The organism is Acinetobacter lwoffii, from assembly GCF_029024105.1.
Lineage (GTDB): Bacteria > Pseudomonadota > Gammaproteobacteria > Pseudomonadales > Moraxellaceae > Acinetobacter > Acinetobacter lwoffii.
In genome coordinates this window covers 954,383-970,514 of sequence record NZ_CP118963.1, presented here as the reverse complement: position 1 = coordinate 970,514, position 16,132 = coordinate 954,383, and the positions used below count along the sequence as shown (strand labels likewise).

Sequence of the window (16,132 nt, the reverse complement as noted above, 5' to 3'; positions counted from 1 at the left end):
AAAAATTATTTCGCGTCTTTTTTAAACTCCTTAAAATCCGCTTTACGAATCATGGCATGAATACCTTTGGTTCGATCGACCACTTGTGACACTTCAAAGTCAGTCGCAGCACTTAAGTAGGCATAGGCAATTTCTTCAGAAATGCCATATTCATTGACCAGAAAACGGATCGCTTCACGGGTGGATTTACGCATGGCTTCATCTAAGTCTTCATCCAGACCCGGCGTAATCCAGAATTCAGCATTTTCAGCCAGCGGCTGTTTAATCTCTGCACCTGGAATTTTATCCTTGCCAGATTTAAGTAAAGTGAATTTTAAAGTCGCACGTGCCGAACCTTCCAAGGCAGTTAAAGCCACCTCACCATCACCTTGTACAAAGTGACTATCACCTGTATAGAACAAAGCACCTGGCACCTGTACAGGATAATAGGCCGTAGCCCCTGCTCCTAATTCATTGATGTCGATATTCCCGCCATAAAATGATGGTGGCACAGAGTGCACAGGCTCACTGGTATTTGGTGCAACGCCCATCGTGCCCATAAACGGATTCAGCGGGAAACGAATCGCTTTACCAGATTCAGTTTTTAAAACGCCTTCCCATACACCATCCGCATTTTTCTCAATGGGGGTAAAAATGGACACGTTACCATAAGCATCAGGATTGGCTGGAGATGCATGCTCATGTTTCTGACGTTTCGGGAATTCGGGTAAGGTGCCTTTGCCATGACGGTTTGAAATCACGCCATAAGGTACACGCGGTTCAACTTTTAAAATCTCCACCTTTAGAATATCGCCCGGCATTGCCCCTTCTACATAGACAGGCCCGGTAATAATGTGTGGTCCATCTTTATGGAAATCATGTTTCAATTTGGAATTCGTGATCAGCTTGGCTTCATCCAATACATGCTCAGGCTTGACGCCTTTTGATGTGAAATATTTCTCTGCATTGCGGCCTTGATCTTCCAGCAGCCCTTCATGCGAAACTGTATCGAAAGTAACTGTGCTACCTGAAGGGACAGTCAAGACAGGTTTTGCATCTTTATTTGGCAGATAACCCCAAGTAATCGTATTTAAGGTACTCGGCACATAATAATGACCTTTATATTCACCACTTTTGAGTAATGTCGGTTTATTTTCCAGCTGTTTCAGTATCTTAAAGTCTTCAGCCCATAGGCTTGTCGAAATAAAACTTAAGCTTGAAGCTACTGCCAGAGATAAAGCCAAAGGTTTTAACATGTGTTCAATTTCCGTCATAAAAAATATTACGAAAGAGTGAATGCAATCTAAGTGCCAAAATAAGTTTAAGAGGTTTAAAAAATCTTCACTTCATTCAGATTATTGATATAGAGGTAATCGTTTTTATCCCTTTTTAGCCTGAAATTTTTATAATTTTCATACCTTATAAATATAAAAAATCAATTTAGATACATATTTTTACAATGTAAAAGAACAAATAAAGCTCTTTGAGAACAGATATTAACACCCAGAATACCTTTAAAGTATCAAAAAATACTTAGAGAGTTTTGGTCGAACTTAGATCAATATGCCATCCTAAAGAATCACTTTAACCATTTCAAATTCTTAAGGTTCTCCCGAAGTATGAATATGTATAAGCAGATATCCCTTTGTCTCCCTCTTCTTTTCTGTAGCCAGCTCAGCCTGGCCCTGTGATGGCCTTACGTGCAGATATGGATGCCTTGCCAATCAAGGAAACAGCGCCTGTGCCTTTCGCCAGTAAACAAAAAGCGATTTATCAAGGTAAAGAATCTTATGTGATGCATGCCTGTGGCCATGACGCGCATACCGCCATGTTATTGGGTGCAGCCAAAGTGCTGGCCGCCAATAAAGATAAAATTGCGGGGACAGTGGTGTTTGTATTCCAGCCGGCTGAAGAAGGCGGTGCAGATATCGATAACTTCACTCATGGCGATCAGATTGGCTCACGCAAAATGATTGCCGACGGTGCCTTGAACAATCCAAAACCTGAAGTGATTTTCGGGATGCATGTCATGGCAGGCATGCCAAGTGGCAATATCTTCTACAAAGATGGTGCGATTTTGAATAGTGCCGATCATTTACGTATTCAGGTGAATGGCAGTCAGGTACATGGCTCCATGCCTTGGGCAGGTAAAGACCCGATTTATGCCTCTGCCCAGATGGTGACCAATTTACAAAGCCTGATCAGCCGTAAAGCCGACCTGACCAAAGGAATGGGTGTGGTCAGTATTGGCAGTATTCAGGGCGGCACTACCGGTAACGTCATTCCAGATCAGGTCAATATGGTCGGGACTATTGGTTCCAATAGTGAAGATGTACGTCAGGGCATTTTAAAAGACTTGCCGAAAATGCTGGAACACAATGCCGCAGCCAATGACGTTAAGGTGAAAGTCGAAATTGCACCTTATGCACCAGTGACCACCAATGATAAAACCTTGACTGAATTGATGCGCCCGACATTGGCGAGCGTGCATGGTGAAGATAAATTGCATGTTTTAGACAACAATGCCAGCGCCAGTGAAGATTTTGCTTATTATGGCCAGCTCATGCCATCCTTATTTGTCTTTGTTGGTGCTACACCAGCAGATCAAGATCCGGCAAAAGCCGCACCCAACCATAACCCGAATTTCATTGTCGATGATGCGACCTTGAAAACCGGGGTCGAAAGCCATGTCCGTTTTATTCTGGACTATCCAAAAGTAGCTGAGCAGGTTCAGGCCAACTGGAAACAGAAAAATAAAGGCTAATCTTCTATTACTAAAATGCGCGACTTCATGGACTCGCGCATTTTAGTAACTGCTGCTGTTTCATAAATGAGCTGTTAAGCGCTCAGTACTTCTTCTTGGCGACTTCTCTCCAGATTTGACACCTTGTGCCATTGGTCTCAAAACTCACAATGCTAAACTTTGAACCGCTAAATTGCTTGACTTTTGGCAGGAATCCGGCAAATTCTAATCCCTCTCCTGCATCTAAAAACAAGCAAAAATTTCGAAAATCTGCATGGAACAAAACTATGGCGAATCACTTTGAATTCAATATCCGCGTTTATATTGAAGATACTGATGCGGGTGGCATTGTCTATCACGCCAATCATATTCGCTATATGGAACGTACCCGTACCGAATGGTTACGTGCCGCTGGAGTGAGCCATTACTGGCATCAGACAGACTACAATTTTGTGGTGCATAAAATTAATGTCAAATACATGCGTCCGATCCTGATGGATGATTTAATTACTGTTACGGCACGTGTCATTTCATGTAAAGCTTCATCATTTGTATTGCAACAAAATATTTATCGTGGTGAAATCATGCTTGCATCAGGTGAGGTTGAGTTGGCATGTATCAGTGCAGAGATGCGACCACGTCGACTCCCGGATGAAATCCGCGAACTAATTCAAAAAGAATTGGAACAAGACTAAAAAAATTTATTGGCACACGTAACAACTATGGCGACTCAGTTAGAATCATCTCTTCAAGTTTCAGATCTTATTTTACAAGCAAGCCCTGTCGTACAACTGGTGATGCTTTCTCTCCTGTTAGCCTCAATATATAGCTGGTATCTGATTGCCAGGCTCTATATGAGTTATAAAAAAGCCCAGGCCGATGATGAACATTTCCAGAAAATCTTCTGGTCTGGTGCTGAACTGAATACCCTGTATAACAATGCGCAACTCAACTCCAAACGTACCGGCCTTGAAGATATTTTCTATCAGGGTCTGGGCGAGTTCCTGAAACTGAAAAAACGCCATGCGCCGACTGCCCAGTCGATTGAAGGAACTGAACGTATTCTACGTGTCGGTTTAAGCCGTGACCAAGGTCATCTGGAACAAGGTCTGGGTGCGTTGGCAAGTATTGGTTCGGTTGCACCTTATGTCGGTCTGTTCGGTACAGTCTGGGGCATCATGAACGCCTTTATTGGCCTGGCAGATGTTGATCAGGTGACACTGGCGACGGTCGCACCCGGTATTGCAGAAGCACTAATTGCAACGGCGATTGGTCTGTTCGCAGCCATTCCAGCAGTATTGGCTTTCAACCATTTTACGGCCAAAGGTGAAACAGTCTATTCTGACCGTGCGCTGTTTGCCGAAGAAATGGTGGCGCTATTGCAACGTCAGTCTGTGGGCGTAACTCAGGACAAAGACTAATGGCGATTCAAGCTTCAGGACGCTTTCAGCGTATTAAAAAGCCACTAAAAAGTGACATGAATGTGGTGCCGTATATCGATGTCATGCTGGTACTGCTGGTAATCTTTATGGTCACCGCCCCGATGATTACCAGCGGCATCAAGGTTGACTTGCCTCAGGCCAACGGATTACCGATCGATTCCAAGGATACCCCGAGGATTGTCACACTTAAAGAAGATGGTTCATATTATCTAGAATATAAAAATCAGGCGACCGGCCCAGTCACACTAGAAGAATTAACCCGTACGCTTGTTGATGCCCAAACCCAGGCGCAAAATGAAAACAAGGTGCTCAATGTCGTGATCAATGGCCATAATACCCGTCCTTATGGCGATGTGATGGCCTTGATGTCCAGCCTGCAGGATGCTGGCCTTTCTCAAGTCGGTTTACTGACCAAGCCATTAGAATAAAGTATGAAAGACTATAAAAAGCCACCATTTCAGAAAAAAGCCATCGCACTTGGATTTACCTTAGGTATCCATGCAGTGGCTTTGGTGGGCTTACTTTATCTGGGCATGAGTAACCCCCCTGAACCGCCAAAACAGATCAAAACCGTTCTGATCAAGCCAGAGGACCTTAAACCGGTGACTCGCGAAGAAACCGAATTTGAGGAAACTGCACATGAAAATGTCGCAGAAGAAATCACTCAAACGGCAGAACCTAGTATAGAACCTGCTCCTGTCATTCCAACTGCAGCTCCTGCTGTACCTGTGACTCCACCTGCGCCAAAAGTCGATACACAAAAAGCCCAGCAGGAACTGAAAGCGGCAGAGGCAGCCCAAGCCAAGGCTGCGCAGCAAGCAGCTGAAGCAGCAAAACGTGCCGAAGCCGCTGAACAGGCGAAACAGGCAACGGCCAAAGCCAAAGCGGATGCAGCACAAAAATCCAAGGCTGAAGCCGAAGCTGCACGCCAAGCTGAACTGAATGCACAGCGCAAAGCCGATGCTGCACAAAAAGCCAAACTGGAAGCACAGAAAAAAGCCGACCTAGCTGCCAAGCAAAAAGCGGATGCTGCAACAAAAGCCAAAGCAGAGGCTGATGCCAAACGTAAGGCTGAAGCTGCTGCTAAAGCAAAGGCAGATGCGGCAGCAAAAGCCAATAATGATGCAGCGGCGAAACGTAAAGCAGATGCTGATGCGAAAGCTAAAGCCGATGCAGCGGCTAAAGCCAAAGCAGACGCGGCAGCTAAGGCTAAAAATGATGCAGCGGCGAAACGCAAAGCGGATGCTGATGCGAAAGCCAAAGCCAAAGCGGATGCTAAAGCTAAAGCCGACGCTGATGCCAAACGCAAGGCAGATGCCGACGCTAAGGCCAAAGCGGATGCAGACGCCAAGCGCAAAGCAGATGCCGAAGCAAAAGCCAGAGCTGATGCAGATGCCAAAGCTTCAGCCGCGAAACAGGCTGCTGAAGAAGCTGCACAGAAAAAAGCGGAATCTAAACGGATTGCCTCTACTGCGAAGCGCGATTTTACCAATAAAGTTAAACAGGCTTGGAATACACCAGTGGGTTCATCTGGTAAAACTGCCAACGCTCGCGTCACGCTAAGTGATAGTGGTTCTGTCATTTCTGTAGTGGTAAGTGCAAGTGATCCCGATATGAAAGCCAGTGTAGAAGCTGCAGTTCGTGCTGCTGCACCTTATCCAATGCCTTCCGATCCAGATGCACGCCGTGAAGCACGAAGCTTTACTTCAACCTTTACTGCGCAATAAAAACGGAGCCATCACATAAATAATGTTGTGATGGCTTTTATTTTTTAAGCTAAACTTCACTTTAAATTGATTAAATAATATTCACTTTTCACAGTGTCATAACAGTTTGGTCATAAATTCATGGTTTTATTCTATTAAATCCATGCGATGATGTAGGCCAAGCACCTATACAATAAATCCGTTGATTTGAGTAAATAACGAATGATGGAAAAGACTCGCAAACATCTACTCTGCCTCGCAATCATTAGCGCTTTAAGCCCTGTATTGGCAACCCAGTCCTATGCCCAATTGCATCTGGAAATTACCAAGGCACCTGAGGCAGCACCTAAAATTGCCGTTGTACCTTTCAGTCAGGATCAGAGCATTTATCCTATTGTGGAAAATGATCTGAATCGTTCTGGCCGCTTTACCAGTGCTTCAAAAAATCTGCCTGCAACAGCGACATTGAATAATCCGAATGCAGAAGCTTGGGCATCGGCTGGTGTTCCCTATGTGGTCACCGGTTCATCCAAGACCACAGCCGATGGTTCTTTTGAAATCCAGTATCAGCTCTATGATGTCGAAAAAAAACAATATCTATTAAATGAATTGCTGACTGTTCCAGCCTCACGCACCCGTCAGGCAGCGCATATGATCAGTGATGCCATCTATCAGGCATTGACCGGTATTCCGGGTGACTTTAGCGGACGTATTGCCTATGTGCTGCGTAATCCTGCTACGCCGGAACAACGCTATACCTTGCAAATTGCCGATACCGATGGCGAACAGCCAAAGACCATTTTGACCTCGCGTGATCCAATCCTTTCTCCGGCATGGACACCAGATGCCAAAAAAATCGCTTATGTGTCCTTTGAAACCAAACGCCCGGCGATTTATGTACAGGATCTGGCAACAGGTCAACGTGAAAAACTAGCCAGCTTCCGCGGTTTGAATGGCGCGCCGAGCTTCTCTCCAGATGGCAAGAGCATGCTGTTTACTGCTTCTATGCACGGCAATCCGGAAATCTACCAGATGAATCTGGAAACGCGTCAGCTACAACGTATGACCAATGACAGTGCCATTGATACTGAAGCACGTTATTCGCCAGATGGAAAATCTTTTATTTTCACTTCTGACCGTGGTGGTTCTCCACAAATTTACCGCCATGATCTTGAGTCAAGTAGCAATAAACGCCTGACCTTCCGTGGTGCATTCAACGCGCGCGGCACGCTGAGCGCAGATGGTAAAAAACTTGCATTAGTTCATCGTCCAAGCGGCAGTAACTATCGAGTTGCGGTTCAGGACATGACCTCTGGTGTGAACAACATTCTGACACCAACGACGCTAGATGAATCACCAAGCTTCTCGCCAAATGGCCAGATGGTGGTCTATGCCACCCGTGAAGGTGCACGTGGACTCTTGTCGATCATGTCGCTGGATGGCCGTTTCCGTATGAATTTACCAAGTGAAACGGGCGAAGTCCGTGAACCGGCTTGGGCACCCAAATAACATTTTTATATTGATAAACCCTTTACCCCATAATCAAACTTCATGGAGATGAAGATGAACAAAGTAAAATTATTTGCCTTGCCACTTTTAGCAGCAGCTGTTGTCATGACAGGTTGTGCGAGCCGTAAGCCTGCCGCTGAAGTTCAAACGGGTAGTTTAGATACAACTGGTACAACAACTGTGAATACTGCAGGCCTGAGTGAAGATGCAGCACTGAATGCACAAAACATGGCAGGCGCTTCTGCAAAAGGCGTTACTGCAGAAAATAAAGCATTCTTGGCAAAACGCGTAGTGCATTTTGACTATGACAGTACTGAACTCAGCAATGAAGATTTAAATACGCTGCAAGCCCATGCGCAGTTCCTGATGGCCAATGCCAATTCACGTGTAGCACTCACCGGCCATACCGATGAACGCGGTACCCGTGAATACAACATGGCACTTGGCGAGCGTCGTGCCAAAGCTGTAGAAAGCTTCCTGGTGACAACTGGTGTTAATCCTGGCCAACTAGAAGCAGTCAGCTATGGTAAGGAAATGCCAATCAATGCTGGCCATGACGAAAATGCCTGGAAAGAAAACCGCCGTGTAGAAATTAATTATGAAGCGGTACCACCATTGTTGAAATAATTTTCATTCATGATTGTTTCATCGAATAAAAAGCACTCAATCATGAGTGCTTTTTATTTTCTTCAATGAAAGAATCGGTCTACTTTGGAAGCTGATCTTGTTCAGCCGGATGCATCGATTCGATCAGATCATGTTTATTGAATTGTTTGTACTCTGGTTTTGCTTCATAATCCCGCCAGGCTTCTTTCATCTTGTCTTCAGAGATATCATCTAAAGTAATGCCTTCGCTTGGCGTTGGAGTCGCATCAAACTTCAATGTTGTCATATCTGTGCTCCTATTCTCAATTTTCCTTTGTCTTCAACATAGCACTTTCCGCAGGAGTTGCAAGGGCAAAATCGATACAAATAATCCAGTTTAATTTTTCTTTTAGTACGTTCTCATCTAAAATATAGCCGCATATCGTTTTGATCATTTTTTCCCGATTTAAGTTTTGGAGTTTCCCCTATGCCATACCGCACTTTATCCCAGTTTTTACAACAACAAAGCGGGAATCTCACACCTGAACTTGCGCAAGTTATTGAAACAATTGCAAACACTTGTAAAGATATTGATCAATTACTGCAAAAAGGTGCTTTAGCGGGTGTATTGGGAAGTGCACAGCATGAAAACGTTCAAGGCGAAGAGCAAAAGAAACTAGATGTCATTTCTAATGACTATTTGATTGATGCCTTGCAGCAACATCCAAATGTGGGTGGTTTGGCCTCAGAAGAACTAGATGAATTCACCCCTGCACAAGAAAATGGTCAATTTCTGGTATTGTTCGATCCATTAGACGGTTCAAGCAATATCGACATCAATATGTGTGTTGGTACCATTTTCTCGATTCTTCCTGCAAAAAATGCTGTGACTCAGGCAGAAGACTTTATGCAAGCCGGTGTTCATCAGGTAGCTGCAGGTTATGTGCTTTATGGCCCATCGACCATGTTGGCATTAACCGTCGGCGCAGGCGTGGTGTTCTTTACCTATGACCCTGAGACTCAAGAATTCCTGCTGACTTCTGAAGCCATTCAGGTTGCTGCAGATACTAAAGAATATGCGATTAATGCGTCGAATCAGCGTCATTGGGAAGCACCAGTACAGCGTTATATCGATGAATTGTTAGCTGGCAAGACTGGCCCTCGCGAAAAAGACTTCAATATGCGCTGGGTTGCCTGTATGGTGGGCGACATTCACCGTATTCTTTGCCGTAGCGGTATCTTCATGTATCCATACGACCTTAAAGATCCGGCTAAAGCAGGCCGTCTGCGTTTAATGTACGAAGCCAACCCAATGAGCATGCTCATGGAACAGGCTGGCGGTGCATCGACTACAGGTCGTGTGCGTATTCTTGAGATTGAACCGACAGATCTACATCAACGTGTGCCAGTGATCATTGGTTCTAAAAACGAAGTTGATCTTGTGACCAGCTACCACAACTAATTTTTATAGCAGCAGCCGATATTGAATCGGCTGCCGTGGATTATATCTCCCATGCCAACTTTTTTTCTTGATTCAAAAGATAATCCAAAGATTAAACACTTACGTGGTTTAATTGAACAAAATACCTATCGTAAAAAACAGGGTCAAACGGTTTTAGAAGGCACGCATCTGTCTCTCGCCTGGCTACATGAAAACCGTAAGATTGATTCTATTTTCACCACTGAACATGCACTTTCACATCCTGATTTCGAGAAAATTCTCGCAAAATACACAGGTATGGTCTTTGTTCTAAGCGAGTCTTTATACAAAGATTTAAGCACCTTAGGAACATCTTTAGCCTGTTTGGCTGTGGTGACTTTACCAACAGCAAATTATGCATTGGATTTTAAAGCAGACACTTTGATTCTGGAAAATGTACAGGATCCGGGTAATGTAGGCACCCTGCTTCGCTCGGCTGCTGCTGCCGGTATTGAACAGATTGTGTGTACCAAAGGTTCTGCATCGCTCTGGTCTCCACGCGTATTACGTGCCGGTATGGGTGCACATTTCACACTGCAAACCTTTGAAAATATCGCGCTTAAACAAATTCTTGAGCAATTTCAAATCCCTGTTTATGTAACCAGCTCACACCGTGCTGAAAGCCTATATTCAAAAGACTTACGTAAACCTTGCGTGTGGATTCTGGGCAATGAAGGCCAAGGCGTGTCTGATTATGCGATGCAACATGCTGAAGCCGTGAGCATTCCGCAACCTGGGGGTCAGGAATCACTGAATGTCGCCATTGCGGGTTCGATCTGTTTTTTTGAAATGGTACGTCAACGTATCTAATTAGGGATTTAGGTTACAGTGTTTTAATACGACCCTGCCCGTGTATAAAATAGATTAAACTACAAAAATAATAAACTTAATTGTCAACCAAACCAGGATTCCCAACGTTATATGATTATGAACTTGGGAATAATGGTGGGTGTCCAATGACAGGATTTTCCATCTCTATGGATTTAGCACCAAAACAGTTGCAAACACACGATGTAAGTATTCTGAAGAGTACGGCTGAAGCACGTCTGAAGAATTTCATGCAGGATGTGACTGGGCGTGCTTTGGTGATGATGGAAAGTGCGACTCAAGGTCATCATGGTATTGCCATGGATCTGGTTCAGGAAGCTTTCATTTCCTTACACAAATCCTATGCAGAAAAAAGCACTGAAGAATGGTATCCCCTGTTTTATACCATTCTCAACAACAAGTTACAGGACTGGCGCCGTAAAGAGTCACGGCGTGGTCAAATGTTTTCATTTTTCAAAAAAGTCAGTCTTGATGACGACGAAATTGAATTTGATGATGTCGTCGATGAATCAACACCAACGCCACTGGACTTTCTCGATCAGGCAGTTACTGCTGAAGAAATCCAGGAAGCGATTGCAAAATTGCCTGTGCGTCAGCAGCAGGCATTTATGCTCAGAGCCTGGGAAGGATTTGATACGCATACCACCGCACAAATTATGAACTGCACAGAAGGCAGTGTAAAAACCCATTATCACCGTGCTATCCAAGGTTTACGCGCCTCCTTAGCACATTTAAATCCATATCTGGGAGGGTCATCCGAATGAATCAAGATGATTTCTTAAAACAAGTAACTTCCAAACTTGATGGACTGGCACAACAACATAAAGACAAACCTGTTGTCATGCACCATGTTCTTGAAGAAATTCAGGATTCAAAACATTCACGCTTTGCATTTCTAAAAATGTCTGGCTTTGCTTTGGCAGCTGCGATTGCAGGCGTTGTGGTATTACCGAATCTTTCGGACCATAACGAGCCGCAAACTCAAATGGTGTCAGTCCCAAAACTGTCTCCGCAAATGCTTGAAGATTTAGAAATGTTAATGGTTTTAGGTGAGGACAAAGTTCCACATGGCAGCTAAAAAATTGGTGATTGCTTTTTGTGCGTTCAGTTTTCTGCAAACCAGCTTTGCAGGATTTGAACGTTTTTGGCTATTTTCCAAGGATGCGAATACCCAAGTAACTGATACTTGGGATAGTCTTTCTGATTCTGAACAATTGGCACTGATTAAACGTTACCAATCTCTAAAAGAAATCCCCGAACAACAACGTGTTAGCTTACAGCAGCGTATGGACTGGTTTACTCAACTCCCTAATGCGGAAAAACAAAGAATGCGTGAGACTTGGCAAATGATGAGCAGTCAGGAACGCAAAGAACTGGGCGCACGTATGCAAAAAGCGTCTCCTGAGCAACGCCTTGCCATTCGCGAAGAATACATTCTCAAATATCAGCAAGTGACTCAGCAGCCTAACTCGCATTAAAAACTTAATATAAAAAAGCCTCCATATGGAGGCTTTTTTGATGTTTCAATCATATTTTATTTTCTTAAGCGTCGATAAGCTGCAAGCCCTAATAATCCTAGTAGCCCCCACATTCCAATTGCCCCACCACCACTTGAGGACGTATTCGTATTTTTAACTGTATTACGTAACAAGATTGTCGCTTTTTCTGACATTTTTTCATCAGCATCAAAAATCGCATAATCCATGCTGTAATTTGCCTGGCTTAAATTATTTTTTACACTAAATGTCAGCTGTCCACCATAACAGGTCTGATTTTGGTAGGTATCAGGACAGGCTCCTTGTCGCTCTGCCTTCAGTGAAACTCCCGCAGGCAGCTTAACAATATGAATCGGGATCTCTTTTCCATCTTTATCTTGATAAAAAGCCGACTTTCCTGATGGTAGAGGCCCATCCCCATCATCACTATCATTTTCAAGCGGATTTACCATCACTGTAAGATTATTCTCTGGACTAAGCCGATATTCATCATCTTTTGCAATCGGTGCAATGTTGTTAAAAGCTGCTCTTAAGAGGCCAGCACTGCTTACACCTGTAGCCTGGTCTTTAAGTGTATAACTACAGAACTCCATATCAACCGAACTGGTCTGCTTACCATCAGTGCGATACATCATGATCCGGTTTAAATCAGGTTTCCACTCACATTTAAGATTTGGATCATTGGGATTTCCTTCCACAGTGGTCGAATTACCAGTACCAATTAACTTACCAACACCTAAAGTTTTTACACTGACCTCATAATTTTCTGAATTTAAGGCTTTAATTTGAATCTTATCATTGGTTAGAGTTTCTTGAGGCATAGCCAAGATAAAAGGATTAATATAGATTGCACGATATTTCTGATATTGCTTGGTATATTTAAGCAAATCCTGATAACTTTTCAATTCTTCCTTTAAACCAGGAAGCTCATTTTCTGGAGTATTTTTATCAGCAATGATTTCTTCGAGATCATCTATATTCTCCTGATAAAAGTCATTGAGTTCTACCAAACTCTTATTTTGCAAGTCCGTAATATCGGCTGCAGTCAAACGTCGGATTTCAACTGAGCCGATCTCACAAGTATTTTTTGCACTTGGATCAAATGTTAATGTGGATCCAATCACACGATCAATACCACGCTGGTCTTGTTCAATACAGCCACTCACTCCGATATCTACCAAATCCGTTGCGGTCTGATTATCACGCGGGTAATATAGCCCTAAATAGCGATTATCAATAGCAGGCTCAATATAATTTGTTAATAAACTGCTGATTATATTGTTAGAGACATCAAGATTATTTGAAGTAGTATCTTCGTCTAATTCTGGCAATACGCAACGTGATGGCCCAGTCGTTTGAATTGCATTTCGAATTGTAGAAAATTCAACACGTTGTGCCTTGGTCGGATTCCCCTGATTTAAGGCATATTCACAAGACAGGCCTTGGTTAAAGGCTAAAACATTGAAATTAAAATATCTAAAACCGGTATTGTCATAAAATAAAGTAGATTGGGCTGTATTTTCAACAATAGTATTACTTAATGCAGTTAAACTAGAGAATTTACTGAGCGGACGATTAACTTCATTCGTCATACGCACAATATGTCCTGTGGTACTGGCAGTATTCTTCGCAATAGTAGAGTTAACAATTTCTACTGTGGCATAGCCACAAAAATCAATAATACTGTTAGCAGTGTCTGAACCATTTTTAACAATACTACTGGAATTAATTTTCACATTGGTTTGAGTTGTACCTAAATTTCCCTGACAGTCCATTGCCAAAACACTACCATATGAACTCGCCTGATTTTTTTGAATTAAAGAATCCTGAATAACAATATTCCTTTCCGTATTCATTGCTACACTATAAATCGCCCCACCTTCTGCAGCAGCTCGGGAATTTACTATTTCACTGGTATTAATACTTAAAGGCCCTGCTACATAAAAAGTACCGCCATTACCTTTATCCAAGGTATTTATTGCTGCATAGCCATCCTTTAAGATCAGATGATGAATTTCCAGACTGGATTGGCTGGCCATACTATTAAATAATCTGGTTTTCCCCTGGCCTGAAATAGTACTTTTTAAAGCCTCCCGGGTTGGATATAACAGCGTAATCGGACTACGACTAGCATAGTTAAGCGGAGTTTTCCCATAAATTTTGAGCGCTGACTCTACGATCAGCTCTTTATCTAATTTGTACTCGCCTGCTTCAAGCTGAATCACATCTGCAGCTGAACCATCCAATCGAAGCGTACGTCCTACATTACATCCGCCATAAGATTTATCCAGTTTTGCAGTTTTAATGGCTTCTCGCAAAGAACAGGCATTATTATTCTCGCCATCTTCATCAGCAAAAGTAGTTACATATATCGTTTTATCTTCGGCTGCCATCAAACTCATGGCAGATAAAATCATGGCCGCAAGCAGTCCTTTTTTATAATTTTTCATGATTTTTCCTTAATCTTTTAATCCACGGCGTAAACCTATTAATCCGAGTAAAATCAGTAGCCCACCACCACCCCATGAGCCGCCTGAAGTTTTGACTGCTTTGTCTTCCATTTCATTTTTTGGCTCCTGAACAATTTGAGTAGTAATAGTCAAATAAGGTTTACTTTTATTAAACCGTGTCGATGAGGTCACCACTTGTAGTTCGAAAATATCTGCTCCATGCCAGGTAGAATCCGGGGTATAAACGACATTGCCATGAATATCGATGATTGTTTTACCCTTGGAAGCTGTTTTGGTTTGTACCACTTTCAAACAGCCATCTTGCCAAGGCTCCCCCGTCGGATTCTGACCAACAATGGCATTACACTGTTCTTTTGGAATTAAATCACTATCTCCCAGATAAGATTCAATTGAAAACTTGGCAATTTCACCCTTTAACAGATCTTGTCCCACCAGACTGCCTGAGATTGGTATCGTGATTTCAACAGCACCACGATCACAAAACAGATTATCCATCAAACGGTTGATCCCGCGCTGATCTGCCGCCTCACATGCTACTGTTGGATTTGCCAGATTCAATCCTGTGCCTCTATTCACAATCGGCGATTCATTCACAAGGATATAGTTCAACAAAATTCGTGGACGCATATAACCGAGAAATTGTCCTTTAGGAACGCTGTATGGACAAAGTATGGCATTATTATTTTCTTCTAGGGTCTGACAAGCACCTTCACTTTTATCTGAGGATTCAGCAAAAAGTCGTGTACCACTCCAGAATTGGTTCGGTGCGACGGAATCCCCTACACCACACGAGGCTGTCAGTAGATTATTTTGCGACACAGACTTGTCACCAGTGATAATTTGGCAATCCTGTGTACCATTTCTTAAAATAATACTATTCGCTACATAGGCTCTTCCATACGGCGCATGGATGCGTAAAGCAGTATTTTCATTATCAACTATGGTGAGATTATTCAATCCCATCCCATCCAGGACATTAATGAGTACACCCTTATTTTTTAGTATCGTACTACTTAATATCTCCCCACTAATACCTTGATCTTTACTGGAGTCAGCAAACTGTCCCGCGCTATAAATATTGGTCGCGGAATTATCCAGTGTCTGATTATTTTTAAGTACACTTTGATAAATGAGGAAAGCAGGTAGCTCGCTATACAGGATCCCGCCTCGTTGGGCTTTATTATTTTCGATCAGACTATTTTTAATTTGTGCACGGCTTGTTAAGTTCTGACCAAACTTGCCAGCATTATAAATTGCCCCACCCAAGTTGGCAGCAGCATTAAATAGACGGTTATATTCTAGAATTAGCTGACCTTTATTATAAATTAGGCCACCTTGTTCAGCACAACTGGTTTTACCACAGCCTTCAAGATCCAGTTCTTTCAAATTTAACTGAACCAATGTATCTGTACTGTTAATCCGGAAAAGGTTATCAGTACCTTTCATTTGAATATGAGCATTATGCAAGCCTAATGCTTTTTCATCCGTACTGAATTCGCCATCACTTTCTGCGACCGCACGGATGGTAAGAGATTTTTTAATCGCGATATGCTGGTTCAACACATAAGTATTTTTTTCTTTTAAAATAATGGTACTGGATGAGTTCTCCCCACCACACCCCATAAAACCTGATTTAGCTAAGCCACGGTTAACATACTCAACAGCTTCTCGAAGTGAACATTCCTTGTCATCTTTTTCAATATCTTCTGTAGTGGTTACAATAATATCTGCACTATACGACTGCCCCGCTATACATAGCAAAGCTATGCCTATGCTCTTCTTGAGCATAACCTTCTCCTTAATTTTTATTTCTTTCTTTTTCTTCTAAAGTTGCAGAATCCTTGCAACAGCGAATTATTTTGCCTTACTGTGTCATAGACTGAGTAATTACTC

General features: G+C 42.9%; 15 protein-coding genes and 1 pseudogene. 12 read left to right on the top strand and 4 right to left on the bottom strand.

The genetic code is table 11. From position 1 onward, the window contains the following. Positions 1-5 precede the first annotated feature (5 nt). Entirely contained in the window at positions 6-1,235 is a 1,230-nt protein-coding gene (locus PYW33_RS04560) for an acetamidase/formamidase family protein (protein ID WP_004645666.1), read from the bottom strand. 419 nt (positions 1,236-1,654) lie between these two features. Between PYW33_RS04560 and PYW33_RS04555 the strand changes: the two are divergent. From PYW33_RS04555 to pal, 7 genes and pseudogenes are all read left to right on the top strand, one after another. Further along, positions 1,655-2,743: pseudogene (locus tag PYW33_RS04555) on the top strand (amidohydrolase); the annotation flags it as partial. A 266-nt stretch (positions 2,744-3,009) separates the two neighbouring features. Then, positions 3,010-3,417, top strand: coding sequence for a tol-pal system-associated acyl-CoA thioesterase (gene ybgC, locus PYW33_RS04550; protein WP_004645668.1), 408 nt, complete (start codon positions 3,010-3,012; stop codon positions 3,415-3,417). A gap of 27 nt (positions 3,418-3,444) precedes the next feature. Next, positions 3,445-4,143: a protein TolQ gene (gene tolQ, locus PYW33_RS04545; RefSeq protein ID WP_004645669.1), complete on the top strand. Its 699-nt coding sequence runs from the start codon at positions 3,445-3,447 to the stop codon at positions 4,141-4,143. Continuing rightward, positions 4,143-4,592 (top strand): protein TolR, encoded by a 450-nt coding sequence (tolR, locus tag PYW33_RS04540; protein ID WP_004645670.1) that lies wholly within the window; start codon positions 4,143-4,145, stop codon positions 4,590-4,592. Before tolQ ends, tolR begins: the two co-directional genes overlap by 1 nt. Positions 4,593-4,595: 3 nt before the next feature. Continuing rightward, a complete protein-coding gene (gene tolA / locus PYW33_RS04535) occupies positions 4,596-5,891 on the top strand; it encodes a cell envelope integrity protein TolA (RefSeq protein WP_004645671.1) in 1,296 nt (431 codons plus the stop codon). Positions 5,892-6,095: 204 nt separating this feature from the next. Then, on the top strand, positions 6,096-7,379 hold the full coding sequence (gene tolB, locus PYW33_RS04530; protein WP_171056997.1) for a Tol-Pal system beta propeller repeat protein TolB: 1,284 nt from the start codon (positions 6,096-6,098) through the stop codon (positions 7,377-7,379). A 54-nt stretch (positions 7,380-7,433) separates the two neighbouring features. Then, entirely contained in the window at positions 7,434-8,006 is a 573-nt protein-coding gene (gene pal, locus PYW33_RS04525; protein ID WP_004645673.1) for a peptidoglycan-associated lipoprotein Pal, read from the top strand. 79 nt (positions 8,007-8,085) lie between these two features. Here pal and PYW33_RS04520 read toward each other — a convergent pair whose 3' ends face one another. Further along, positions 8,086-8,271, bottom strand: coding sequence for an NF038105 family protein (locus PYW33_RS04520; RefSeq protein WP_004645674.1), 186 nt, complete (start codon positions 8,269-8,271; stop codon positions 8,086-8,088). A gap of 180 nt (positions 8,272-8,451) precedes the next feature. Here PYW33_RS04520 and PYW33_RS04515 point away from each other — a divergent pair, with 180 nt between their 5' ends. From PYW33_RS04515 to PYW33_RS04495, 5 genes are all read left to right on the top strand, one after another. After that, the gene (locus PYW33_RS04515) at positions 8,452-9,426 is read left to right on the top strand and encodes a class 1 fructose-bisphosphatase (protein ID WP_004645676.1); all 975 of its coding nucleotides are present in this window, start codon (positions 8,452-8,454) and stop codon (positions 9,424-9,426) included. A gap of 51 nt (positions 9,427-9,477) precedes the next feature. Continuing rightward, positions 9,478-10,254: a TrmH family RNA methyltransferase gene (locus PYW33_RS04510; protein ID WP_004645677.1), complete on the top strand. Its 777-nt coding sequence runs from the start codon at positions 9,478-9,480 to the stop codon at positions 10,252-10,254. Between the two features lie 167 nt (positions 10,255-10,421). Then, positions 10,422-11,036: an RNA polymerase sigma factor gene (locus PYW33_RS04505; RefSeq protein ID WP_004645678.1), complete on the top strand. Its 615-nt coding sequence runs from the start codon at positions 10,422-10,424 to the stop codon at positions 11,034-11,036. Further along, the gene (locus PYW33_RS04500; protein ID WP_004645680.1) at positions 11,033-11,350 is read left to right on the top strand and encodes a hypothetical protein; all 318 of its coding nucleotides are present in this window, start codon (positions 11,033-11,035) and stop codon (positions 11,348-11,350) included. Before PYW33_RS04505 ends, PYW33_RS04500 begins: the two co-directional genes overlap by 4 nt. After that, positions 11,340-11,750, top strand: a complete 411-nt coding sequence (locus PYW33_RS04495) for a DUF3106 domain-containing protein (protein WP_004645681.1) — start codon at positions 11,340-11,342, stop codon at positions 11,748-11,750. The genes PYW33_RS04500 and PYW33_RS04495 overlap by 11 nt, the downstream gene beginning before the upstream one ends. Before the next feature lie 56 nt (positions 11,751-11,806). Here the strand turns inward: PYW33_RS04495 and PYW33_RS04490 are convergent, their stop codons facing one another. Together PYW33_RS04490 and rbtA are read right to left on the bottom strand one after the other, a co-directional pair. Continuing rightward, positions 11,807-14,218: a CSLREA domain-containing protein gene (locus PYW33_RS04490; protein ID WP_004645682.1), complete on the bottom strand. Its 2,412-nt coding sequence runs from the start codon at positions 14,216-14,218 to the stop codon at positions 11,807-11,809. Between the two features lie 9 nt (positions 14,219-14,227). Then, the gene (gene rbtA / locus PYW33_RS04485; protein ID WP_004645683.1) at positions 14,228-16,027 is read right to left on the bottom strand and encodes a rhombotarget A; all 1,800 of its coding nucleotides are present in this window, start codon (positions 16,025-16,027) and stop codon (positions 14,228-14,230) included. Positions 16,028-16,132 lie beyond the last annotated feature (105 nt).